Source organism: Reinekea sp. G2M2-21, from assembly GCF_015687175.1.
Classification (GTDB): Bacteria; Pseudomonadota; Gammaproteobacteria; order Pseudomonadales; family Natronospirillaceae; genus Reinekea.
Map to the genome: position 1 here is coordinate 221242 of NZ_JADPQG010000006.1, position 18154 is coordinate 239395.

Genomic DNA, 18154 nt, shown 5'->3' on the forward strand with positions numbered 1-18154 from the left:
GTATTAAAATTCAATCACTTAGCTTTTCAGTACGTTCTAAATCGTGTTTTAGAACGCTAACACGTGACCCTTCACGCAGAATCCGTAGCGACTACACCTGATAACCTTGCGAGATACATTTATGAAAAACTGGCTCCGGCTTTGGCTTATTTTCCCTTTGGTATTACTGATAACAGCCTGTAGTGGCGGAGGCGGCAACGGCAATGCCGACGGCACAGATAACACCCTTACGCCACCTGCGGCACCGCAAAATCTGCAGGCCACCGCAACAGACACTCAGGTTAGCCTGAGCTGGGACGCTGTTGCTAATGTCGACGGCTATCAGGTTTATTGGCACGACAATGGTGCTACCACAAGTGAATGGACGGCACTGCCAACCACCACCAGTACAAACCTAAATCACACGGGGCTATCCACAACCGTCACTTATTGCTACAAAGTTGCCGCTAAAATCGGCGATCTGGAAGGCTCATATACTGCTGAGGTCGATGCCACCACGCTGCCAACCATGCCCGAAAACCTCTCGGCCAGCGCCTCTGATACAAAGGTCAACCTAAACTGGGATACCGTCACCAATGCCGACGGATACAACATTTACTGGCATGACAATGGAACGACAACAAGTGATTGGACCCTGTTGCAAGCCGTCAGTTTGACGTCCTACGCCCACACGGGATTGACCAACGATATTTCGTACAGTTATCAAGTAACCGCCTCTTTCGACACGCTGGAAAGCTCGCCCACCATAGCGGCTTCTGCAACGCCGAGAAGCGCGCCCGGTGCTCCTGCGTTGGTGAGATCCGCAATCACTCATACTGCTGAAAACGACAATCCGTTGACTCTGAGTTGGCCCGCGGTGACGGATGCCACGCTGTACCGGGTTTACTACAGCAAAAACAGCACTGTGGGCACCAGTGATGCCTATGTCGAATCAACCGAAACCAGCGTCACACTGTCCGCAGCCAACGGCAACCTGAGCATTCAAGATGGCGAGCGCTACTACATGCGCATAATGCCGGTGAATGTCGATGTGACGGGTAGCTTCTCCGAACAATTTATAGTGGCCGCGCAACCTAAGTGGATGCCCATTTCCTCTGGCTATGGCGTTTCAGCGATCAACGGCATGGCACTGGACACCACCAATGGCATTTACGTTCACGTTGGGGCAAATGGTTTGATCTCTCGCAGTACTGACGGTCAGAACTGGTCATTACAACATGCTGGTATTGGCGGCTATGAACTGACTGACGTGGTGTGGACGGGCACCCGTTTTGTTGCCATTGGAACTGACAATGCGAGCAGCAATGCAAAAGCCATTGTTCTCAGCAGCAGCGACGGTGTTGACTGGCAAGCCAGTCACGGCGTGCTCGCTGGCAGCCCGCGCTCGATAGCCTGGAATGGTAGCGAGTTACTGACGGTCGGTTACAAGTTGGCCGCGCGCAGTGATGATGAGGGTGACACATGGACTCCCATCACATCGATGAATGGTGCTAATGTCAGCACAGCCTACTTCACCAGTGTCATTTGGGACGGCAGCCAGTTCGTTTTGGCTGAATTAGGGGTTGTTGTGACATCCAGCGACCTAACCAACTGGGCGTTCTTCTCGACCAGTCAATTAATAGACATTGCTTTTTCTGGTTCTGCCTATGTCGCGGTGGGTCCCTTCGGCGTTTTCACCAGCAGTGACCTGAGCACCTGGGCAGAGACACTGGCCATCCCCGAAGGAGCCCCAACCTACTTCTACTTCACCAACGTCGTTTGGGATAGCCCCAATAACCAGTTTATTGCCCTGGGTGTAGATACCTCAGTCAACGACTCTGGCAAACTTTACACAAGCCCGGATGGTACTAGCTGGACGGAATCCACAACGGACCTGAGCCGATTCATAAAAGGATTGTTCAACGACGGCACACAAACTTTGTTGTATGGCGACAAAGGCGTGATGTTAACCTCCACCAATGGCACCAGCTGGTCTGCGCTTGAAAACCACGAAGGGGCCAACCTCTATGGACTAACCGAAGTCGGAGCCAATGGTTGGGCGGCGTCAGGCAGTAACGCCACCCTCGGCATGAGCCCTGACGGAAATAACTGGAACTGGTCTACCCGGACCTGCAGCAGCTGGACCACCGGCTCCAACTGGGCAGACATCGCCTATAACGGCACCAACTTGTTCGTGGCTGTTGGGAGCGAAGGCTGTGTCATCACCAGCAGTGACGGCGTCAGTTGGGTTGAACGCAGCAGCGGCGTATCAGAAAACCTGAGCAGTGTGATTTGGGACGGCACACAGTTCGTCGCCATCGGTGCCAATGGCACGTTGCTGACCAGTACCAATGGCAGCCCATGGACACAGCAAACGCTTCCAGTCTCTGCCAATCTCAGTCGGCTGATTTATGCTGCGGGCACGTATGTGGCTACTGGCAACAGCGGCACCATCTTAACCAGCACCGATGCCACCAACTGGACTCAACAAACAAGCCCAACCAGTTTAAACCTGCGCGGCCTGGCTTATCGAAACGGCAACTTTATAATCGGCGCGCCTTCAGGTTACGTGCTGACCAGCGACGACGCTGTGAATTGGACCTTAACCAGCGTCACTTCCGGTGGCGGTTCTCAGATGAACACCGTGTGCGCAACGGACGATGGTTACATGGGCATAACCCTAAATGGAGAAGCGTTCAGCAGTAGCGATGGCACCACCTGGCAACAAGATTCAGCACCGCCGATGGCCGCGATTTACCGCTGTGAGATCAACAGCAGTGGACGGATGTTGATTTCTGGAGTTGGCGGGCTGCTCATGTCGCAATAAGAAACCCACCGAAACATAAAAAAAGAGGGGCATATGCTCCCCTCTTTTTTGCGGTTTAGTTGAGTCCAGAAGATAATCGTAAAGCTCCTTGCGCAACCGATAATACCGCTGAGCTATTGAGTATACATTTCTATCAGCTGCTTAATTTTTTGTTGCTGTTCGACAGCCTTCAATTGAGCATTAAAACGTTTAAGCAGTTCTGTGTGAGTCCCCTTTTTTGTGGCAATGTAGATATTACCCAAGACCAAGGGCTCTGACACAACAAAAATCTTCTGCTCTAAACTAAGTTCATTGAGCATGTACCCAGCTGACAGGTCCGTATGAATGACGGCATCCAAACGACCTTTTGCAAGCATGTAGAAATTACTGGCTAACTCACCATCTCTTGCGGAAAAGAGATCACTCGTGCGTAATCGATCAAATTCGGCACCATAACTCCAGCCCCAAAGTGTGCCTATTCGCATCCCTTTAAGCTGTTGTACGGTGGTAAGCTTCTTGTTGAGGTTGTTGCTTGAAAGCACAACGATTCGTTCTTGATAAAACGGATCGGAAAAATCAAGAACCTCTTCGCGCTCATCCGTCTTTAAAATACCAATAACCAGACCATCGCCAACTTCCGTTTGCACCAGTGCGCGCTTAAACGGCAATGTTTCTATCGAATAAGGCTGACCTATCGCATCAAAAATATCCGTAACTATGTCCCGGTATAGACCGGTGATTTTACCGTTTTCGGTGTACAGATAAGGCGGATAATCGGTATAAGCCAAGATTTTGACCGAATCTTCCGCATACGCAACCTGTATAAAAAGACAAAGGCACAGGCTCTTGAGCCAAAACCTTAAGCGTGTCAATTTACGACCAGAGAAACCCATCGTCGCTACTCCGCTCTGGACCATCTACAAGAGAAACATAGACCAAGGAAGCAATTTGTGCCTTACAACGGTGTTAACCCGGTAAAAAAGTTTGACCCATGCGACGTTTTTCGAACGCATCACCGGTCGATCACTTATCCGACCAAACGGCATTCGAGGCGCCATTTGAAACCACCGCCCGAGATGAATGGCTGGGCTCACGCCCGATCAAACATTGATTTACATACTATGCGTACTCCCGCGCGTTAGCCAAGCAAAAAACCAATACTCAATCACGCATCAAAACGCAAACATCCCTTGTACGCTCACATAAAAACCATCGCCAAATGCCTGCTCGTCCTGATCTTCCTGATACATTCGATTTGCAAACGCATACCCGGTGGTGACCTTAACCAGCGTCGCATCCAACGTCACAAACGCGGCCATGTATTGCAACTCGGCGGGGGCAACCTCGTCCATCAAACTATAACTGCTGAAGTGATCGTTCTTCAGACCAACGGCCACACCGGCGAAATCGCCGTAGGCGTGATCGGGTGTAAAAAACCGATAATGCAGCGCGGCTTCAAAAATGATGTCTCTTGCATTTCTCAGTTGATCGAACCGAACATCGCCGGTGAGCCGCAACGGGTTGTTAGGAGCCAACGTAACCGTGAGGTTTGGCGTGGTTAAAAATTCAAATTTCGCATCGGCAAAATTGGAGCGGTAATTCACCCGCAACAACGGTATGGGAAGCAACGGCCAGTTTTCACCCGCGGAGGTTTCTAGCCCAAAATCCCCATATGCCAAACCGCCACCGGCCACGACCGATACATTCGGTTGCGCAACAATTTCGTAACCATAGACAAGCCCGAGTTGCACATCTTGCCAATGGAATGAGAATGGCTGATCTGCCTCACTCTGAATACTGGCGATAACCTGGTGGCGCCCAACGTGCGCATCCACCAACGTATCTAACGTATAAAGATTTGCTGCGCTGGTGTTACTCAACGGCTCGTCAAACGTACTGCCGTTCAGCATGGCCACCATAAGCAGGTTGTCGTTTTGTACTGCAATTCCCGCACTGATGGATTGAACAACCTGCGAGGCAAGGTTCAGGCTTTCATATTGCGCCAGCGGCAGCACCTGAGTGGCGTTCTGTTCTGACTGGCGCTGCCCTTCGGCGGCTGCCAAACAGCAGCAGCCGGAAACCAATAATGTTAAAACGCGACGCATCATGGGCTTATGCACCTGCTCTGGCAGGCTTCAAGCTTTCGCCCGCATCGGCTGCTTCTAACTTGCCAAAAAACATCTCGCGTTCACGGTAAAGAACAACACCACACAACACCAACAACAAGCCGGTTTGAATAACTTTGCTGTCTGGGTGGGTAGCAAATACTTCGTTAAACACATTGGCGGTTAAATGTACGGCAACGGGCACTAAAATGTTGCGGCCGGTTTTGTAGTACAGCCAATTCATTAAGAACACGAGTGGGAAAATGCTCACCAAAAAGTTCAGGCTGTACAACGCGCCTTCCAGCACCAGATTACTGTGGTAGTAACCGTTGATCGACGCCAACGGCACATGCCAAAGCCCCCAGTAAAACGCAAATATCATGCAGGTTGTGAACAGAGAAAACTTCTGCCGCAGGCAGTCGGTGCCGTAGGTATGCCACGCAATCTCTTCAATGATGGGCGCCATCATCAACAGAAACCACACCGGAAAGACGGCCGAAGTAAAGGTGGCGTGCCCGGGAATGGCAAACTGGTTGATGTCGTAACCGAACAGCACCGACACGCCCATCGCCAACAGAATGCTGGCGGGCATCATCACCAAAGACACAACCACGTAACCGCCGGTACCGGCTTTAAATTTAAAAAAACGCCCGGCGACATCCGCGATTAACGCCTTGTCTTTGCCAATCATAAACGCGGAAACCACCAACGGCCCACACAGACCAATAAAACCCATGAGCCCAATATAGGTGCTGTAGGCTTCTGCGCCGGGTAAATGGCTGAGGTAACCCGCCAACCCCCACAGAGACCAAGGGATAAGTGTGCTGAGCACATAGAAGCGAAGTGGATAACGGTATCGATTAATCATGGTAGCCCTCCAAAATGGCCTGAAAAGTGATGACCAAAACTTTTAGTCGACTAAAAGTTTACCTCTGAAATTAAGCCTGTCAACTATTTCTTTAGTCGACTATAATATTTTGCGTTATAAGCAGGACTTCTGATATTTCTTAGGGGCAGCGACATGCCTGAATTTGGCAAGCGAACACTGAACAAAGCGCAAACGCGATTAAACGTGCTGGACACCGTTTACCGGCTTAGCCATGAGCAGGCTTTCAAAGACATGAAAGCCAAGGCCATTGCAGAGGAAGTCGGCATTACCGAAATGACGTTTTTCAACTACTTCCCCAAGAAAGAAGACATTCTGAAATACATGATGGGCATTTGGGCGTTCGACCTTCTGGTGCTACAGAAAAAACAACCCCTGCAGGGTGAAGCCGCCATACGCCGGGTGTTCAGCCATACGGCCGATCAGATAAAGCAGCACCCCCGCCTCATGGCAAATTTTGTGGCCTCATTGCTGACCAGCGAGCTAGACCCAAACGCCCACACCATTGAACCGGCAGACCGGTACCTGCTGCACCCAGACACTCCAGAACTGCTGGAAGAGACCATACCCAGCGGTAACGAGATTTTGATGCGACACTTATTTGAAATAGACCCGACCAAAGACCACACCGCCACGTTGATGCATTTAGCGTCCAGCTTTTATGGCGATGTGATTGTCGCGCACACCGCCGGGTTGGATATTGGCTTAGTGTACGCGAACAGCCTCGATTTGATTTTCAGCAAACTTTAAATGTAGGTAGAGCGCAGAACGGTGAAGAACGCCCTCTGACATGGCCGATAGAACCGGTGCTCGGAAAGGGTTTAAGGACAAAAAACCGCAGATGGACTCTGCGGTAATGGAATTTTCTTTCTAACAGTACATTGAGGTTCTGCTGTTAAAAATCAAAAGTCGCTGAATTTGCAGACAGCTCCGCCATGCTCGAACGGAATCCATTTTTACCCGTTCCAGCATCGTAAACCAGCACAAACAAGTAATTGGATGCTGCCACAAGTTCGGCTGGTGTTAAGTCAGTATCCAAGTTTGCGTAATCGATCACGTAAGTTTTTTCACCATCATTTTTAATGGACGCCGCGTCGTCTGTCAGATACTCCGCGGCTTGAAACCCTTCGTTACTACGAACCACAACATCGTATTCTGTTACGCGCGAATCCATGATTGTCATCGTAAAGGTCAACGCACTTTCGGACATAGATGCGGAATTAATAACCGGTATCGCCAACGCCTTAGAGTAATCTCCGCCCGCTGTTACGCTGTTGTAATCGTTAGCATGTACGAATAATTCACCTTCGTTTGGTTCAGACCCATCTGAGCGCTCCAAAGAGAAATTCGCCGAAAAAACCGTTCCGTCCTTCAGTGTTACTTCCGCACAATAACCCGTCATCGGGGCGACTCTGAGCCCATTCACCTTGGTATAGCTTTCAAAAAACGCATTGTAGAACAGCAAACGCGAACCATTATAATCGTTCAAGTTAAGATACGATGAACTCACTTCAGTGCCATCTGGGTAGAAAAAAGAAGCGGCCTCTATATCGGTCGTTAATACACCGGATAATGACACATCGACCGTGACACTCATATCGAGCGGCCGATTCGCGTTCGAACCATCTGCCGAACTGCCGACGGTTGTATTCACAGCAGCAATATAACCATTGGGATCAAACGGGTCTGAGCAGTCCCGCCCTTCTGCCGCCGTACCATTACCGCCGGGACCTTCAGGGTTACACCCCATTAACGCACTTAGAACAAAAACCACTGCACCGATGTTTTTCATCTACTACAAGCCTTTTCAGGAGCGCAACGCCCGTATGGCATTGGCCGATTAAAAGAGCCTGTAGACTAGCAACGAATACCCACCCAGACAAACCCAAACACCCGCCAAACACCGCTCTTACGCTAAAAACAACACCTGCCTTGATAAGCATCAAACCACGTCCCCCGGCAAGAGCCATCGCAGCGAAGCGGAGAAGCGATAATCACCAAGCCAACCCCTGTAAGTCGGTCTTCATGCCCAAACAGCATCCCCTGAAGGTCGGTCTTCAGGCCGACAAACACCGACCCCCTACACCAACCCTAACCGCGCTAACGACGTGATGTTCACCTGCGTGCCGTTACCGCCCGTTTTGCTGATCAGGAAAAAGTCGTCCAGCAACAACGAATACGACAACAGCGTATCTTTCAGCCGCACCGCTTCCAGCAGATGCTTGTCTCTTAACGACAACTTACCCGTTGGGTTGTGATGCACCAGAATTAACCGCTTAGCGCTGGCTTGAATCACATGACTGATGACCAGGCTGTGCGTAAGTTCTTTTAGGCTGAACTTGCCACACAAAATGGGGCGGGTTTCCAGCAACACATGGTTGGTGCCGAGCATAAGCCCGTAGATGGTTTCTTCCCGCAGGTGCACCATGGTATTGGCGATGTACATTTCGGCGCGACCGGGTACATCGAGTATAACCGGGTTGGTTTTTTCCAGTTCGCGCTGGTGCGCGTGGGTGAACAGCAATTCATCGTCTGGGTTTAGAATTTTCTTGTACATAGAAAGGAGCCTCGCAAACTTGTTTACTAACCGCATGCTGTAACCGGGCCGGTTACCGCGTGAGTTACCGCGTTGGTTTAGGTGTGAAATAACCTTGCTGTTAGCGACACCTGAAAACCAGAAACCTCGCCTGTAAGGCACAGGCAAGGAAAGGCGGCTAACGCAATGTGTTCCGTGTTTAATGCGTGAATAACGTGTGAGTGCTACACATTACCGGCGCCGGTAAAGCGGGCGCGCTTGGTATTGCTTTAATAGCTCGGGGTAACTCACATAACGGACGGAACAGGGCTGTAGCCGCATCGAATTCGGAAAAGCTCCGGTGTACAACGCCAGGGCAATGCGAAAACGCCACCAATGGAGCGCGTGGGTATACGCGGGGTCGGTTTCTGTTTGTGGGCTTTGCTGCCGGTTGGCGAGCACGGGGTTTGCTGCTTCAACAGGGTGTTGAAGGCCGCTGCGTTGAGCGCTTAGTTTTGTTAGTGGGGGAAATTTTTCTTTAGCCGAGCGGTGCTCTAGCTTATCATTACGTTTAGCCATTATTGATAGACCTATTATCGATTTTGGTTAGCTGCCCTTGAGTGCGCCAACACTCGGGGGTAGCGCTTAGTTTTGCACGCTGATTTTCCTGCTTTTTGACCTCCTACCTGTTTAAATAACCAACCCGTATAAAACACCTTGCGCGTGTTTAACTCAATTTATTTTTTGGGTGGCGTGAAAAGTTTGTGATGGGTGTCTAAAAGATTTCATCTTTATGCCTTTATCGCGTTGCGAGTTTCTTGAATGCCTGTAGATGGCCAACAATTCGTTTACCCTAAAATTTTCTCCTCGCTCAATGCATTAGAAATAACGAGAGTACCTTGAATGGGATTAATGTGATCAACATGGTGCAAATGTAGATTACCCCAGTAACCAAAAGCAACCCAATTCACCGCTAATATCACGCACAAGAACGGCCGAGAGTGTGGATAATTTTTATGGGAAGGTAGTACGTTTTTCCTATGAAGTTGCCAATTGTTTTGTCACCAACTCTAAAGTTCTTTCAGGGAAGTTATCTTTCTTTCTGAAGTAATAGTCAAAAATAGTCGCTTGATCAACGACTTGCTGCTCTGAATTACTCCGGTCATTATTCCAGTGACAGCCTTCACTTTTTTCATACAAAAAGTCCAATGCGACTAAATACTCGTGGACTGGCTGATCTGGCGGACCCTCTATACCTACAGCAACAAATACAGGAACTTGTCGTGTTCTCTGAAACTCCAAGTACCTTTCTGCTTGCCATGTGTCGCCCCATTCAATTCTTAAAGGCTTTTTTCGAGCGTAAAAATTACTGCGATATTTACATTCAACGGCAAAAGTCAGCTCTTGATTGTACTGAATAATAAAATCAGGATCGCCATTAGACTTTACAACAATACCGTTTTCAAACCCCTTGTCTGATGTCCAGCTAAGTACTTCAAATTTGAGGTCTTCTAACAGACTCTTTGCGAAGTGAATCTCGTACAGCCGCCCCTTAAGTAGGTTTTCATATTTTTTGCTATCATAATCAATGTCAAATACTAAGCCTTCGGACTTGATCTGTTGATATTGTTGATTGAGCAACTCAAATTGATTTTTAAGTCGTTCATAGGCCTCTTGCATTCGACCTATTTCCACATGATGTTCTTGCTGAAATCGCCTCTCAATTTCGTTGGCTTCCTGTTCGAATTGATCGCGCAGCTTTCTTTCTTGCTGTTCAAATGCCAACTTAAGCTGTTGAACGTCTTCCGTTTTGTTCTTAATAAGCTCTATGTTTTGGCGCGTTAACCGGTGATTTGTTTTTTCTAAGTTGATTTTCTCCGCTTTTATTTTTTCAAAATCTTCCGCGACTCTGTTCCGTTCTTTTTTTAATTTTCTATTTTCTTCTTCAATGGCGTAATTACCGCCCTTTTCGGTATCCGATACCATTTCCAGCCGACTTAATTCATCATCTGGTACCGCGTTCGCTGTTGATGCATAAACTGGTTTTGCCATGAAGCTCCAAAACCCTGAACGCCTTTTCCTGGTTGCCATTGATGTTGGCTGACTGGACATTCTGGTTTCAGGGACAGGTCGGCTTTGTTTAGGTTGATCAACACCACGACCTCTCACTGGAACTGCCGACATAACGAAAAATAGAACGCCAATGGCAATACCAGCATAAGCAAATGTGCTTATTTGCAGAAGTGAATAGTAGTATTTTTCATACTGCCAGCCCTTTTCAACAGGCACTCTGACCTGAAACCGTTCCGTACCTTCCAGAAAATACGTATAGACTTTCTGGCTACCTTGAAAAGCATAAATTTTGGATGTACCTGCTTTCCATGACCCAATAGGCCCCACACCTGCTTCCGTGTAATAGTTGACCTTGGGTTGATCATGGCGGATTACGATATCTCCAAGGGGTATATACGACCTGTGTTCGCGCGTGTAACCATTCTCGACCAGATATACGCCAACAATAAGCGACAGGGCGCATATCAACACGAGACATGATATTAAGAAAATAGCCTTTTTCATCGGTATAGTATTCGTCCTTTTTGCAGCCTTTGTATTGGTGAAGCACCAGAACCAGTATAGATAAGAAACACCCTGTTCCCTTGCTCAATAGCTTCAATTCATCTTGAAACGTTGACAGACCAATGCGCATGAACGATTCTTCTCTCACTGGACTTCAGATTCTCGGTCGGCGAGGGGCATCGGTGGATACTTCGGGGCTTTTTGTTTTCTAAGGGAAGCACATAAGCCCTCTTCCTCTGTAGTTCTTACCACCGTAAAACTTACCTTCAATTACTTGGAATGCTCGGTTTGGCTACTCTGATTTGAGTAGGTGCATTCCTACTGGCCTTGCGATTAAACCTACGAACTGCAAATAGTCTTCTTTTCTAAATATGCAAAACGCCAAAACAAACATAGGATAATTGGGGTCGATTTTTTTGAGACCATGATCACCACTGTCATCGACATAAACGATGTATTCCGAAAACCCATCCATGAAACCTTACTCCTTAAGCCGTTCAATCATTTCTACGGCAAATGGGCTAATGTGACTACACCGATGCTGTTGATATTTAGGTTGCCATGGCATGAATTGTATAATTTCGCCTTTCGAGGAAACTTCGTAAGAGCCTTCGCAAGCTGAAATGAATGTAGATGCATTAGACTGGAATGACGTCTCTCCCCAAATGTACTCAGGCCGACCAGTTCCCTCATCTTTATACTCCAGAAACGTGCAGAGCCCTTCTCTACTAACACATATGCCATCACTCAACTTTTCTTCTGCGGACCAAGTACCAACAAAAAAACCAAGTGCAACGGAGATTATTGAGAACATAAAACCTCCGAGAATAAGCATAAGCACACTGCATAAACTAATGATAATACCAAAGGCTTTGTCTACTCTAGATTTACTGAAAATCATCCATTTCAATACAAACGTGATAAACACAACACTCATTAAAATTGCGAATAGGCCTATTAATATTTCATATTGGAGTTTTTCATATACCTTGTGCAAATCCAAGTAGACAAATGCAGCATAATATTTCTGCTCTGTCGCAGAAATTGAAATGGGAATAGAATCACCATAAAGTGTATTCAAGAATGATTTACGATAGGTAAAACCACTAAAATATAGAACTGCTGAGATGGCACTAACGAACCCAAAAACTATCGAGCTTCCTATTTTAGCCCAACTACTAAGCCTTGCTTTTAGTTTCGAATCGGGATCTGCTTTTCGTTTCCTTCCACTAAATAATTCATGGTCATCTACTATATCTGTCACTTCAATTCTCCTTTAACAAAATCTAAATATCCCAGTTAAGTTTCAGGCCACCAGCAACCATACCGAATTCCAATAGGTGTAATAACGCACATTTTTGACAATGTTCGCCCGTACCGGGTTTGCGATAATATACCGAGCCGTTTCTAACAATGACTCTTGCGTACGTAAACCATGATCATAAAACCCCTTTTGCCATACTGAAGATTTAATTTCCTGACCACGATTTAACTCAAGCGCTAACTTCGATTTAATTCGACCAATTAATTGGCTAAGTGTCTTAGCACCCGTTAATTCAAATAACACATGAACATAGTCAGGCATAACAACCCATGCCAGTAGCGACCAAAAGTTGGTTAACTCTGTCGATTCCAAATACCTTGATATAAAACGGCGTTGTTCGTGAGTTAAATCTTTTCGATTCTTTTCGAGCCGGAAAGTGACGTGGTAAAAATAAACCTGATCACTGTACCCACCTTTCCTTAGATTTTCCTGTATTCCTTTATGCACTGTGTTTCCTTATTTTATTACAGCATTCCGTAGGAGCCTTCGGCGCGAGGTACGAGCAGAGAGGCGATTTCCTGTGTTGAAATCCGTTCCGGATTATCGCGTCTTCACTCATTATTCGCTGCGAGCGCTCCTACAAATAATTTTTTAACCGCTCCGTAGGAGCCTTCAGCGCGAGGTACGAGCAGAGAGGCGATTTCCTGTGTTGAAATCCGTTCCGGATTATCGCGTCTTCACTCATTCTTCGCTGCGAGCGCTCCTACGGTGATCTAAATATTTTTATTGCGTTTTATATGGATTACATTGTCTGGTACTAGGTTACTAGGTGGCAGCGTCGATTCGCCTAATTTAGCCAGCATTGCTTCTTTCGGGAAAACCCACTCCTTTTGGCTTTTAATGTTACAAGGCCGCTCTGCCAGCCACGCGCCCAATTTATAAGTACTGACCTCTTCAATCTTGAGTTGATCAATATAGATAATGTGGTCGATGTCTCCGGCCATGCGATTCATCGTGCCTTGCACGGAGCGGTCACAGGTGGTGTCGAATGTCAGGGTTGCGAGATATTTGGCGGCGGTGTCGAGCTGTTGTTGGTTCGCGTCTAGCTTGAGCAAGGTGTTCATGAGCCCATCTTCAAAGTGCCAAGCCAGCTCAGCGAAATCGGGTTTTAACAATCCTTTTACAAACACGGGAAAGCGCGTTTCATTATGAACGAACAACACGCAATTACGGCGTTGAAGTGTTAGCAGATTGGCGTGCCAGTTGTTCAACGGATTGTGGTGGCTTATATCCGTTGGCGATAACCCCGCGGAGTCGCCAGCCGCTTTCGCTTGTTTGGCTTTCAACAAGCCGTTTTCATTAAGCGGTAATTTTGCCGCCAACTTTTTCGTGGCATGAATGTTGATAAAGCCAGTCATGTCGTTACCTTATTCGATTGTAGGTTGGTCTTTAGGCCAACTCGTAAATGTCGGGCTAAAGCCCGACCTACGTTGATGTTGCCTTTTTCGTTTTCGCTTTCTTCGCCGGTTTTAGTTTTTCGCGCTCCAATTTAATTTTTTGCAACAACGCCTCGGCGGAATTTTCACCGGAGATTAAATCCGGGTTTTGTTCGCGCCAATCCGCCGTGAGTTCACCGCGGAAAGCTTTGGCTAAAATCGATTGCGTTAGGTTATTCACCCGTTGTTGCGCGTTACTGACTTGCTTTTCGATTTGATCGGCGAAGGCAAAGAGTTTTTCGACACGGTTAACGATTTCGGTTTGTTCTTCGAGGGGGGGTACACGTATAGGGTACTTTTTGAGTGACTTGCCTGTTAAATGTTTAATAGTCGTACCAGTAAAGAGTTGCTGCAATCTCAAGGTATTTGAATCGTTTTTCAAATTATAAACTAGCCATTCAGGGAACAACCGATCGGATACTCTAGCTCTATGAAGAGCTTTTTGAAAAACTACTGGCTTCTCTAATGTACAACGCCAAATTGCGCACCTTCCGGGTTCACCTCCTTCACAAATAAATACATCACCATCACGAACTCCCAACTCTACTTGTTCTTCTTTGCTAATTAATATCTCTTGTAAGTTATCTAAATCGAAGCTATCCCAACGAACATTGATATTTCCTAAGTAGGCAGTAGGCAAACCGGTGTTCTTTGCTTTATCTAGCATTTTTCCAAGCCTACTAACTACTAAATTTTCGTATGTGTCGACAGTCCAATTGGTAGGCACATCAGCCCATCCCCAATCGTGCATTAACGGGTGAGGTTGATTGGAACCTCCCCGACACTCCTCCGTCAACTTCCCACTCACGGCAGCGCTGAGTACGGATTGGCGGAAGCGTTTGATGACGCTTGGGATGGCGTCGAGGCGGGTTTTGATGTTATCGACTTGTGCGAGTAGGGTATCGAGTTTTTCGGCGATGACTTTTTGTTCAGCTAGGGGTGGGAGCGGAAGAACAAACCTTTTTAATAGCTTTAATTCAATACTATCAACCGTAGTCCCTTCTTTGGTACAGTCGTGAAGAATCTCTGATTGTTTCGATCTAAGTAAATTCAGTAAAAACTCAGAACTCATATATTTAATAGGCTCAATCACCTTTAAATCTTGATTTACTGCTGTCGCAACATTCGTGAGGCTAACTGGAAATGAGTGTTTTAATATTCCACTTCGTACCACAAATAAAATACTTCCTTTCGGATAGATTTTTGCACCGCCAGTCAACGCAGCCTGAAAACTTATTTTGTCCTTAGTATCTTTTAAGTATTTTGATTTCATATCTTTTGGAGATGCCCAGAAAATATCTGGGGAATTCCAAAATTCCGCCTTGGATTTAGATGGGGTTTTTCCACCATTTAAATCGCTGATATTATCAAGCGTAAAAAACAACCATTCGGCAGGAGATTTATTTCCCTCACTCGCAGCTCGCAGCTCGTCGCTCGAAGCACCTTCGTTTCCGCTTGCAGCTTTCAACTTGCCCCTTGCTTCTAGCTCACTCATCCCCACTCTCCATTTCGCTCAGGCTGTCCATCCCCAACACATCCGCCAACAATTTCTTCTGCACATCGGCTTCCGCCCCTGCGCCGAGTTCGCGCATGAGGTTATCCAGTTCACGCAGGGCTTCGGTGAGTTCGGCCATGGCTTCACCGGCGAGAATGTCGGGCTCGGGTAGGTTGGCGGCGTCTGTGCTGTCTTTGTCTTTTAGCCAGCTGATGTCGAGTGAGTCGGCTTTGGTTTCATTTATATATTGGCGGGTGAATACGCGCCAGCGGGAGGTTTCCGGTGTTTGGTTTTCGGGTGTGGTTTCTTGTTCGGTGAACGACCAGTCGCCTTCGGTTCGGTTAATGAGTGAGTCCTGTAGGTTGGTCTTTAGGCCAACTTGGTTTTGTCGGGCTGAAGCCCGACCTACTTTGCTGCCACCTACATAGTGGTTCTCGAAAGGTTGTAAATGTTTTTCGGTGAACGGGGTGCGTTTGCCGAAGCTGGGCATGTTGGTGCGTAGGTCGTATACCCAGACGTTTTCGGTGCAGCCGGTTTCTTGTTTGGGGTTTTCGCTCGTGCCTTTGGTGAAGAACAGTACGTTGGTTTTCACACCAGCGGCGTAGAAGATGCCGGTCGGTAGCCGCAATATGGTGTGCAGGTTGCATTTATCCATCAGGTCGCGGCGGATGTCGGTGCCTTTGCCGGCTTCAAACAAGACGTTGTCGGGTAATACCACGGCGGCGCGGCCACCGGGTTTTAGGTTGCGGTATATGTGCTGCAAGAAGGCGAGCTGTTTGTTGCTGGTGTCGAAGGTTAGGTCATCACGGGTAATACTCGCTTCGCCGCCTTTGCTGGTGCCAAAGGGTGGGTTGGCTAATATGACGTCGGCTTTGCTTAAATTTTTGCCGACATCGCCAAGGGCGTTGCCTAAATGCACCACGCCTTGGTCGTCGCCTTCCATGCCGTGTAATAGGCAGTTCATGAGTGCAAGGCGGCGGGTGTTGGGCACCAGTTCTACGCCGATAAAGGCTTTGTTTTTTTGAAAAGCTTTTTCGTTGGCTTTGAGTGCGTAGTAGTCGTCGGTTTGTTCTTTCAGGTAGGTGTCGGCGGCAATCAAAAAGCCTGCGGTACCGGCGGCTGGGTCTTGGATCACTTCGCCCGGTTGCGGGTTAATAACCCGTACCATGCTGTTAATGAGTGCGCGCGGGGTAAAGTATTGGCCAGCGCCAGATTTTGTTTCGTTGGCGTTTTTTTCCAGTAGGCCTTCGTATAAATCGCCGAGGCCGTCTTTGGTGGCGCTGAACCAGTCAATTTGGTCGAGCGATTTTATAATTTGCTCTAGGTGCTTAGGTTCACGCAAGCGGGTTTGGGCGTCTTGGTAAATGGCGCTGATGAGTTTGTCGCTATGCACGGTTTGTTCAATGGTGTTGCTTGGGTCTTTTGGGTCGGCGACCCGTTGTTTGCCGGTTGAAAGCGCAAGTAGGATGCGTTTGTAGTCATCTAATAAGTTAATGCCGCTTTTGCTGTTGAGGTCTTGCCATTGGCAGCCTTCGGGCAGTGGGTGTTTTTCAAACAAACCCGCTTCGTTGTTTTCGTGCACCATTTTTATAAACAGCAGTAAGACCAGTTCGGTGACGTAGTCGCTGTAGTTGATGCCGTCGTCGCGCAGTACGTCGCAGAGGTTCCAGAGTTTTTGTACGATGTCGTTGGTGGTCATAAAATATCTCGATTAATACGATTGATCAGATAACAACGCGAATAACGGGTCATTAATGTAAAAATTACTGCGGCCGATTTTTTCTTTTCGTATCAGGCCGAGTTCGCAAAGCTGCTCTAAGTATTTGGTGGCTGTTAACCGGCTTACGCTTAAATCTTGCATGACAAATTCAATTTTGGTGTAGGGGTGACTGAACAAGTTATTGAGTAATTCATGGCTATAGACTTTCGGCAACCCTCCCCTTAATTCTTTTTTATAGCGTTTCATGAGGGTGCTGATGTCGGCCACCAGTTGGATGGTTTTTTGTGAGGTTTGAATGACCCCTTTTAACATAAATAGTATCCACGCTTCCCAATCGCCTTGTTCTCTAACGGCTTGCAGCTCTCGATAGTAGTCGCCTTTGTTTTGAATAACGTAACGGCTTAAATAAAGCACGGGAATATCGAGCAATTCTTTGGCAACCAGATACAGAATATTGATTATTCTTCCGGTTCGTCCGTTGCCGTCATAAAACGGGTGAATGCTTTCAAATTGGTGATGGATGATGGCCATTTTCACTAATGGGTCGGCGGCGCACATTGCGTCGTCGTTAATGTATTGCGCTAAGTTTTCCATGAGGCTTTCAACCTCAACGGCATCTTGAGGTGGGGAATACACTGTTTCGCCCGTGGCAGCGTTTTTGAGTTCGGTGCCGGGCAGTTTTCTTAACCCTGCTCGGTTCTTTTCGATGAGTTCCTGCACTTCCAGAATGTCCGCCAAGCGAATGAGCTTTTGTGCTTTGACTCGTTGATAGCCGGTTCGCAGTGCAATGGCGTAATCCTGAACTTCCTTTGCGGCACTGTTTTTGTAGCCATCTTCAGAAATGCTTGCTCGGTAGAGATCATCCTGCGAGGTAATGATGTTCTCAACTTCTGAGCTGTCTTTTGCCTCTTGAAGCGTCAGTGTGTTTAACAAGATGCCTTCATTGGGAATGGTACGTACCAGGCCTTTCAGCTCTGCCAGGTATCTATGAGCTTCGGCACAGGTTTTTAATACGGTTCTTGTTTCCCACTGTTCGATATCGGGTAGAGGTAGGTTGTTTACATGAGCCACTAGTGCTGTCCTTTACGTGGAATGAGGCATAGATACATATAATAATTGCCATTATCTATACACTTTTAAAACTACATACATACAAAAACAGAATATCTATGCATTTCACTCATGATATGTATAGGTGCTATGCATATCAACCCCAACATGTATAGATTATTGAGTTTTCTATACATTTCCCGACGTTCATGCTTATGCGACAAGCCTATCTGGTTGTTATGTCGATATTTTCGGGGAATC

Annotated in this window: 16 protein-coding genes; 2 read left to right on the forward strand and 14 right to left on the reverse strand. The window is 47.4% G+C overall.

Going from position 1 to position 18154, the window contains the following annotated elements:
• Positions 1-121 precede the first annotated feature (121 nt).
• On the forward strand, positions 122-2806 hold the full coding sequence (locus IYN85_RS19975; RefSeq protein WP_196160712.1) for a fibronectin type III domain-containing protein: 2685 nt from the start codon (positions 122-124) through the stop codon (positions 2804-2806).
• A gap of 113 nt (positions 2807-2919) precedes the next feature.
• Here IYN85_RS19975 and IYN85_RS19980 read toward each other — a convergent pair whose 3' ends face one another.
• From IYN85_RS19980 to IYN85_RS19990, 3 genes are all read right to left on the reverse strand, one after another.
• Positions 2920-3573: an ABC transporter substrate-binding protein gene (locus IYN85_RS19980; RefSeq protein ID WP_196160713.1), complete on the reverse strand. Its 654-nt coding sequence runs from the start codon at positions 3571-3573 to the stop codon at positions 2920-2922.
• Between the two features lie 384 nt (positions 3574-3957).
• Complete coding sequence (locus IYN85_RS19985) at positions 3958-4893, reverse strand: hypothetical protein (protein ID WP_196160714.1); 936 nt, start codon at positions 4891-4893, stop codon at positions 3958-3960.
• Between the two features lie 4 nt (positions 4894-4897).
• Positions 4898-5758 (reverse strand): CPBP family intramembrane glutamic endopeptidase, encoded by an 861-nt coding sequence (locus IYN85_RS19990; protein ID WP_196160715.1) that lies wholly within the window; start codon positions 5756-5758, stop codon positions 4898-4900.
• A gap of 153 nt (positions 5759-5911) precedes the next feature.
• Here IYN85_RS19990 and IYN85_RS19995 point away from each other — a divergent pair, with 153 nt between their 5' ends.
• Positions 5912-6526, forward strand: coding sequence for a TetR/AcrR family transcriptional regulator (locus tag IYN85_RS19995; RefSeq protein WP_196160716.1), 615 nt, complete (start codon positions 5912-5914; stop codon positions 6524-6526).
• Between the two features lie 145 nt (positions 6527-6671).
• Here IYN85_RS19995 and IYN85_RS20000 read toward each other — a convergent pair whose 3' ends face one another.
• From IYN85_RS20000 to IYN85_RS20050, 11 genes are all read right to left on the reverse strand, one after another.
• Positions 6672-7568 (reverse strand): hypothetical protein, encoded by an 897-nt coding sequence (locus IYN85_RS20000; RefSeq protein ID WP_196160717.1) that lies wholly within the window; start codon positions 7566-7568, stop codon positions 6672-6674.
• Between the two features lie 288 nt (positions 7569-7856).
• Positions 7857-8333 carry a JAB domain-containing protein gene (locus IYN85_RS20005; RefSeq protein ID WP_196160718.1) on the reverse strand — a complete coding sequence of 159 codons (477 nt, stop codon included), beginning with the start codon at positions 8331-8333 and terminating at the stop codon, positions 7857-7859.
• A gap of 210 nt (positions 8334-8543) precedes the next feature.
• Complete coding sequence (locus IYN85_RS20010; protein WP_196160719.1) at positions 8544-8870, reverse strand: hypothetical protein; 327 nt, start codon at positions 8868-8870, stop codon at positions 8544-8546.
• Between the two features lie 459 nt (positions 8871-9329).
• Complete coding sequence (locus tag IYN85_RS20015; RefSeq protein ID WP_196160720.1) at positions 9330-10868, reverse strand: hypothetical protein; 1539 nt, start codon at positions 10866-10868, stop codon at positions 9330-9332.
• Between the two features lie 292 nt (positions 10869-11160).
• Entirely contained in the window at positions 11161-11343 is a 183-nt protein-coding gene (locus IYN85_RS26005) for a DUF3800 domain-containing protein (protein ID WP_230390879.1), read from the reverse strand.
• Positions 11344-11349: 6 nt separating this feature from the next.
• Positions 11350-12132, reverse strand: coding sequence for a hypothetical protein (locus IYN85_RS20025; RefSeq protein WP_196160721.1), 783 nt, complete (start codon positions 12130-12132; stop codon positions 11350-11352).
• 42 nt (positions 12133-12174) lie between these two features.
• Positions 12175-12639, reverse strand: coding sequence for a transposase (locus IYN85_RS20030; protein WP_196160722.1), 465 nt, complete (start codon positions 12637-12639; stop codon positions 12175-12177).
• A 266-nt stretch (positions 12640-12905) separates the two neighbouring features.
• Positions 12906-13550 (reverse strand): hypothetical protein, encoded by a 645-nt coding sequence (locus IYN85_RS20035; RefSeq protein ID WP_196160723.1) that lies wholly within the window; start codon positions 13548-13550, stop codon positions 12906-12908.
• Between the two features lie 67 nt (positions 13551-13617).
• Positions 13618-15123 (reverse strand): restriction endonuclease subunit S, encoded by a 1506-nt coding sequence (locus tag IYN85_RS20040; protein ID WP_196160724.1) that lies wholly within the window; start codon positions 15121-15123, stop codon positions 13618-13620.
• On the reverse strand, positions 15116-16822 hold the full coding sequence (locus IYN85_RS20045) for an N-6 DNA methylase (RefSeq protein ID WP_196160725.1): 1707 nt from the start codon (positions 16820-16822) through the stop codon (positions 15116-15118). Before IYN85_RS20045 ends, IYN85_RS20040 begins: the two co-directional genes overlap by 8 nt.
• Positions 16823-16834: 12 nt before the next feature.
• Positions 16835-17914 (reverse strand): Fic family protein, encoded by a 1080-nt coding sequence (locus IYN85_RS20050; RefSeq protein WP_196160726.1) that lies wholly within the window; start codon positions 17912-17914, stop codon positions 16835-16837.
• Positions 17915-18154 lie beyond the last annotated feature (240 nt).